Genomic DNA, 6,197 nt, shown 5'->3' with positions numbered 1-6,197 from the left:
CCGCGCGCCGCCGCCAGCGTCGCCGCCAGCTCCACCGGGTGGTGGCCGTAGTCCTCGACCAGGATGAAGTGCCCGCCGCCCCGGGCCGGCAATTCGCCGTGGCCCTGAAAGCGCCGCCCCACGCCGGTGAAGCCCGCCAGCGCCCGCAGCAGCGCCGCGTCCGGCACCTGCAGCTCCGCCGCCACGGCAATGGCCGCCAGCGCGTTCTGCACGTTGTGCAGGCCCGGCAGGTTGAGCACCACGTCCAGCGCCGGCAGCGGCTCGCCCGCGATGCACCGCTGCACGCCGAAGTGCATCTGCGTGCCCACGGCGCGCACGCCGGTGGCGCGCACGTCGGCGTCCTCGGACAGGCCGTAGCGCGTGAGCGGGCGCGCGACCTGCGGGGCGATCTCGCGCACCGCCGGGTCGTCCGTGCAGACGATGGCGCGGCCGTAGAAGGGCATGCGGTGCAGGAAGTCCACGAAGGCCTGCTTGAGCCGGCCGAAGTCGTGGCCGTAGGTTTCCATGTGGTCGGCGTCGATGTTGGTCACCACCGCCAGCACCGGCAGCAGGTTCAGGAAGGAGGCGTCGGACTCGTCCGCCTCGACCACGATGTATTCGCCCTGTCCGAGCCGGGCGTTGCTGCCGGCGCTGTTCAGGCGCCCACCGATGACGTAGGTCGGGTCCATCCCGGCCTCGGCCAGGATGCTGGCGACCAGGCTGGTGGTGGTGGTCTTGCCGTGCGCGCCCGCGATGGCGATGCCGCGGCGCAGGCGCATCAGCTCGGCCAGCATCAGCGCGCGCGGCACCACCGGAATGCCCTGCGCGCGCGCCGCCTGCACCTCCGGGTTGTCCGCCTGCACGGCGGTGGAGGTGACGACCGCGTCGGCGCCGGCCACGTGCGCGGCGGCGTGGCCGACCCGCGTGGCGATGCCCAGCGACGCCAGGCGCTGCAGCACCGGCCCGTCCTCCAGGTCGGAACCCGAGATCCGGAAACCCAGGTTGTGCAACACCTCGGCGATGCCGCTCATGCCCGAGCCGCCGATGCCGACGAAGTGGATGTGCTGGATGGCGTGCTTCATGGTGCGGCCAGCTCCTCACAGGCCATCGCCACCTCGCGGGTGGCTTGTGTCTTTCGCATCGCGTGGGCCCGCTGCGCGTGCTGCAGCAAGGTGGCGCGCGGTGTCTCCTGCAGCAGCTGCGCCAGCCATTCGGGCGTCAGCCGGTCCTGCGGCACCAGCCAGCCGGCGCCGGCGTCCGTGAGGAAGCGCGCGTTGGTGCTCTGGTGGTCGTCCACCGCGAAGGGAAAGGGCACGAACACGGCAGCCGCGCCCACGGCAGCGATCTCGGTCACGGTGCTCGCGCCGGCGCGGCAGACGATCAGGTCGGCCTCGGCACAGGCGGCCGCCGTGTCCTCGATGAAGGGCGTCAGTTCGGCCTCGACGCCGGCCGCCTGGTAGTTGGCGCGCAGCTGCTCGATCTGCGTGGCGCCGCTTTGGTGCACGACCCGCGGGCGCTGCCCGGCCGGAACCAGCGCCAGCGCCTGGGGCACGATCTCGTTGAGCGCACGCGCCCCCAGGCTGCCGCCCACGACCAGCAGGCGCAGCGGACCGCTGCGCCCGGCAAAGCGCTCGGCCGGTGCGGGCTGCCGCAGGAAGGCGGCACGCAGCGGATTGCCCACCCATTGCGTGCGCCGGCCGGCCAGCACCCCGGGGAAGGCGGTGAACACACGCTCGGCCACGCGGGCGAGCAGGCGGTTGGCCATGCCGGGCACGGAATTTTGCTCGTGCAGCACCAGTGGCCGGCCCGTGGCCGCCGCCACCAGGCCGCCGGGGAAGGTCACGTAGCCGCCGAGCCCGACCACCACGTCCGGGCGCACGCGCCGCAGCACGCCCCAGGCCTGCGCCAGCGCGCGCAGCAGGCGCAGCGGCAGCAGCAGCAGCGTCGCCAGCCCCTTGCCGCGCACGCCGGAAAAATCGATGGCCTCGAAGGCAAAGCCCTGCGGCGGCACGATGCGCGCCTCCATGCTGCCGGGCGTGCCCAGCCAATGCACGCGCCAGCCGCGCGCGCGCAGCTCCTCGGCGACGGCCAAGCCCGGGAAGATGTGGCCGCCGGTGCCGCCGGCCATGATGAGGGCGGTCCTGCCGGTCATGCGCGGCCTCCCCTCATCAATAGTTTGTTCTCGTAATCGACACGCAGCACCACCGCGATGGCGACCAGGTTCATCAGGATGGCCGAGCCGCCGAAGCTCATCAGGGGCAGCGTGAGCCCCTTGGTCGGCAGCGCCCCCAGGTTCACGCCCATGTTGATGAAGGCCTGGAAACCCAGCCAGATCGCCACGCCCTGCGCCACCAGGCCGGAGAACACCCGGTCGAGCGCAATCGCCTGGCGACCGATCTGCATGATGCGCCGCGTGAGCCACAGGAAGGCCAGGATCAGCGCAAGCACGCCCACCAGGCCGAATTCCTCGCCGATCACCGCCAGCAGGAAGTCGGTGTGCGCCTCCGGCAGCCAGTGCAGCTTCTCCACGCTCGCCCCCAGCCCCACCCCGAAGACCTCGCCCCGGCCGATGGCGATCAGCGCGTGCGAGAGCTGGTAGCCCTTGCCCAGCGCGTGCGCCTCGCTGAAAGGGTCGAGGTAGGCAAAGATGCGCTCGCGCCGCCACGGCGACAGCCACACCATGGCGGCGAAGGCCAGCAGCAGGATGAACGCGATCAGGAAGAACATGCGCGCGTTCACGCCGCCCAGGAACAGAATGCCCATGGCGATCACGGCAATCACCATGAAGGCCCCCATGTCGGGCTCGGCCAGCAACAGCGCCCCGACCACGGCGACGGCCGCGCCCATCGGGATCACCGCGCGGAAAAACCGCTCCTTGACCTCCATCTTGCGCACCATGTAGTCGGCGGCGTAGATCAGCACCGCGAACTTGGCGAGCTCCGACGGCTGGAAGTTCATCACCCCCAGGCTGAGCCAGCGCCGCGCGCCGTTGACCATGGTGCCGACGTGCGGGACCAGCACCGCGATCAGCAGCACCAGCGAGGCGACGAACAGCCAGGGCGCCATGCGCTCCCAGGCATTCATCGAGACCTGGAAGGCGATCAGCGCCGCCACGAAGCCCATGCCGATGGCCATGGCATGGCGCAGCACGAAGTGCGTGGGCGCGATCGTGCCGAAGCGCGGGTTGTCCGGCATGGCGATGGAGGCCGAATAAACCATCACCAGGCTGAAGGCCAGCAGCAGCACCACCACCCACAGCAGTGCGGTGTCGAAGCCCAGCACGTGCGCCGGGGTGGCGGTGGTCTGGCGGTACTCGGTGCCGCCCACGCGCACCGGCAGCAGCACGTCCGCCCCCTCGCGGCGCGCACCCAGCCAGGCCTGCCAGCGCTGCCAGCGCCCGGCGGCGTGTCCGGCCTTGCCCGTGGCGGCGCTCATGCCCCGCTCCCTCCCATGGGCTGGCCCGCCTCCTCGGCCAGCTCCTGCACCGCCGCGCGAAAGACCTGCGCGCGCTGCACGTAGCCATCGAACATGTCCCAGCTGGCACAGGCCGGCGAAAGCAGCACGGCATCGCCCGGCCGGGCCTGCGCCGCTGCCAGCCGCACCGCCGCGGGCAGCGTGTGCGCCTCCAGCAGCGGCACGCCGCAGCCCTGCAGCGCGGCGCGGATCTGCGGCGCGTCGCGCCCGATCAGCACCACCGCGCGCGCGTGGCGCGCCACCGGCGCCGCCAGCGGCGTGAAATCCTGCCCCTTGCCATCGCCGCCGAGAATCGCGACCAGCCGGCGCTCGGCCCCCAGGCCCGCCAACGCCGCTGCCGTCGCCCCGACGTTCGTGCCCTTGCTGTCGTCCACGTACTCGACCTCGTGCACCACGGCGATCGGCTCCACGCGGTGCGGCTCGCCGCGGTATTCGCGCAGGCCATGCAGCAGCGGCCCCAGCGCGCAGCCCGCCGCCTGGGCCAGCGCCAGCGCCGCCAGGGCGTTGGTGGCGTTGTGCCGGCCGCGAATGCGCAGCGCCTCGGCCGGCATCAGGCGCTGGATGTGCAGCAGCTCCTCGGCGCCCTGCGCTGGAGCGCCACGCGGGCGCCGCGCCGTCGCCTCGGCCTCGTGCGCCCGCACCAGCCAGGCCATGCCGGCCACCACCTCGATGCCGAAGTCGCCCGGGCGGCGCGGCAGGTCGGCGCCGAAGCACACGTGGGCACGCGGCCGGGGCCGCTGCCCGCGCACGCCCGTGGGCGCCGGCGGCGGCAGCATCGCCATCACGGCCGGATCCTCGCGGTTGAGCACCATCAGCGCACGCTCGCCGAAGATGCGCGCCTTGGCGGCCGCGTAGGCCGGCATGTCGCCGTGCCAGTCGAGGTGGTCCTGCGTCAGGTTGAGCACCACCGCCGCGGTCGGCTCGAAACCCTGCACGCCGTCGAGCTGGAAGCTCGACAATTCCAGCACCCAGGCGGCCGGCAGCGTGGCGCCCCGCACCCGCGCAGCTAGGGTGTCGAGCAGCGTGGGCCCGATGTTGCCGGCCACTGCCGCATCCAGCCCGGCGCGCTCGAGCAGCTGCCCCGTCAGGGCCGTCACGGTGGTCTTGCCGTTGGTGCCCGTGATCGCCAGCACGGCCGGGCGGTAGCCGTGCCGCTCGCCCAGCGCCGCCAGCGCCTGGGCAAACAGGTCCAGCTCGCTCCACACCGGCACGCCGATGGCGCGCGCCGCGTCCACCACCGGCGCCACCTGCGAGGGCGCCAGGCCGGGCGAGCGCAGCACGGCGTGCGGCCCGCCCGCCTCGGCCAGCAGGCCTTCTCCGAAGGGTCCGGCGATGAAGCGCAGCTGCGGCAGCTCCTGGCGCAGGGCCGGCAGCTGCGGCGGCTCGGCGCGCGTGTCGGCCACCGTGACCTCGGCCCCGCAGGCGGCGCACCAGCGCGCCATCGCCAGCCCGGACGCTCCCAGGCCCAGCACCAGCACGCGCCGCCCGGCCAGCAGGCCGCCGAGCGTCGCCGCCAGCGCCTGCGCGTCCAGCTCCGCCGCAGCCGCCCCAGGCGCATCGACCGGCGCAGTGGCGGCGGGTGCCGCGGCCGGCGTGTCGCGGCCCGGCGCCTGTTCTTCCTCGCGGCCCACCTCGGCGAAGATGCGCGCCACGAACTCGGCCGCCTCGGCGGCGGCCGTGGGCGCCGGCGGTGCGGCTGCGATGGGGATGTCTTGCCTGGGTTCCGTCATGGTCAGCGCAGCTTCAGCGTGGACAGCCCCACCAGGCACAGCAGCATGGTGATGATCCAGAACCGGACGACGACCTGCGTCTCCTTCCAGCCGCTCTTCTCGAAATGGTGGTGCAGCGGCGCCATCTTCAGCAGGCGCCGGCCTTCGCCGTAGCGCCGGCGCGTGTACTTGAACCACACCACCTGCAGCATCACCGAGACCGCCTCGACCACGAAAATCCCGCCCATGATCGCCAGCACGATCTCCTGGCGCACGATCACCGCGATGGTGCCGAGCGCGCCGCCCAGCGCCAGCGCCCCCACGTCGCCCATGAAGACCTGCGCCGGGTGTGCGTTGAACCACAGGAAGGCCAGGCCCGCGCCGGCCAGCGCCGCGCAGAAGATCAGCAGCTCGCCGGCGCCGGCGATGTGCGGGAACAGCAGGTACTTGGCGTACACCGCGTTGCCCGTCACGTAGGCGAAGATGCCCAGCGCCGAACCGACCATGATCACCGGCATGATGGCCAGCCCGTCCAGGCCATCCGTCAGGTTCACCGCATTGCTCGAACCCACGATGACCAGGTAGGTCAGGACGACGAAGCCGAGCACGCCCAGCGGGTAGCTCACCTCCTTGAAGAACGGCAGCAGCAGCCCCGCCTTGGGCGGCAGGTCGAGCGAGAAGCCCGACTGCACCCAGGTGAGGAACAGCTCGAAGACGCGCGCGTTCGAGTTCTCCGAGATCGAGAACACCAGGTACAGCGCCGCCATCAGGCCGATCAGCGACTGCCAGAAATATTTCTCGCGCGAGCGCATCCCCTCGGGATCCTTGTTGACGACCTTGCGCCAGTCGTCCACCCAGCCGATCGCCCCGAAGCCCAGGGTGACGGCCAGCACGATCCACACGAAGCGGTTCGACAGGTCGAACCACAGCAGCGTGGAAATGGCGATCGCCAGCAGGATCAGTACCCCGCCCATGGTGGGCGTGCCGCTCTTGACCAGGTGCGTGTCCATGGCGTAGCCACGCACCGGCTGGCCG

The 6,197-nt window shown here is 72.3% G+C and carries 5 protein-coding genes; all 5 read right to left on the bottom strand.

Annotated elements, in window-relative coordinates:
• Positions 1-1,061, bottom strand: a 1,061-nt coding sequence (murC, locus tag A612_RS11285; RefSeq protein ID WP_019374585.1) for a UDP-N-acetylmuramate--L-alanine ligase, incomplete at its 3' end; no start/stop codon positions are given.
• Positions 1,058-2,131 (bottom strand): undecaprenyldiphospho-muramoylpentapeptide beta-N-acetylglucosaminyltransferase, encoded by a 1,074-nt coding sequence (gene murG, locus A612_RS11280; RefSeq protein WP_019374584.1) that lies wholly within the window; start codon positions 2,129-2,131, stop codon positions 1,058-1,060. The genes murG and murC, both read right to left, overlap by 4 nt.
• Positions 2,128-3,414 carry a putative lipid II flippase FtsW gene (gene ftsW / locus A612_RS11275; protein WP_019374583.1) on the bottom strand — a complete coding sequence of 429 codons (1,287 nt, stop codon included), beginning with the start codon at positions 3,412-3,414 and terminating at the stop codon, positions 2,128-2,130. Before ftsW ends, murG begins: the two co-directional genes overlap by 4 nt.
• A complete protein-coding gene (gene murD / locus A612_RS11270; protein WP_019374582.1) occupies positions 3,411-5,183 on the bottom strand; it encodes a UDP-N-acetylmuramoyl-L-alanine--D-glutamate ligase in 1,773 nt (590 codons plus the stop codon). Before murD ends, ftsW begins: the two co-directional genes overlap by 4 nt.
• Positions 5,184-5,185: 2 nt before the next feature.
• The coding region (gene mraY / locus A612_RS11265) for a phospho-N-acetylmuramoyl-pentapeptide-transferase (protein ID WP_019374581.1) at positions 5,186-6,197 on the bottom strand (1,012 nt) is incomplete at its 5' end.

Source organism: Melaminivora alkalimesophila, assembly GCF_000282995.1.
Classification (GTDB): Bacteria; Pseudomonadota; Gammaproteobacteria; order Burkholderiales; family Burkholderiaceae_C; genus Melaminivora; species Melaminivora alkalimesophila.
The sequence above is the reverse complement of the archived record's forward strand: the minus strand, read 5'-3'. Positions and strand labels throughout refer to the sequence as shown.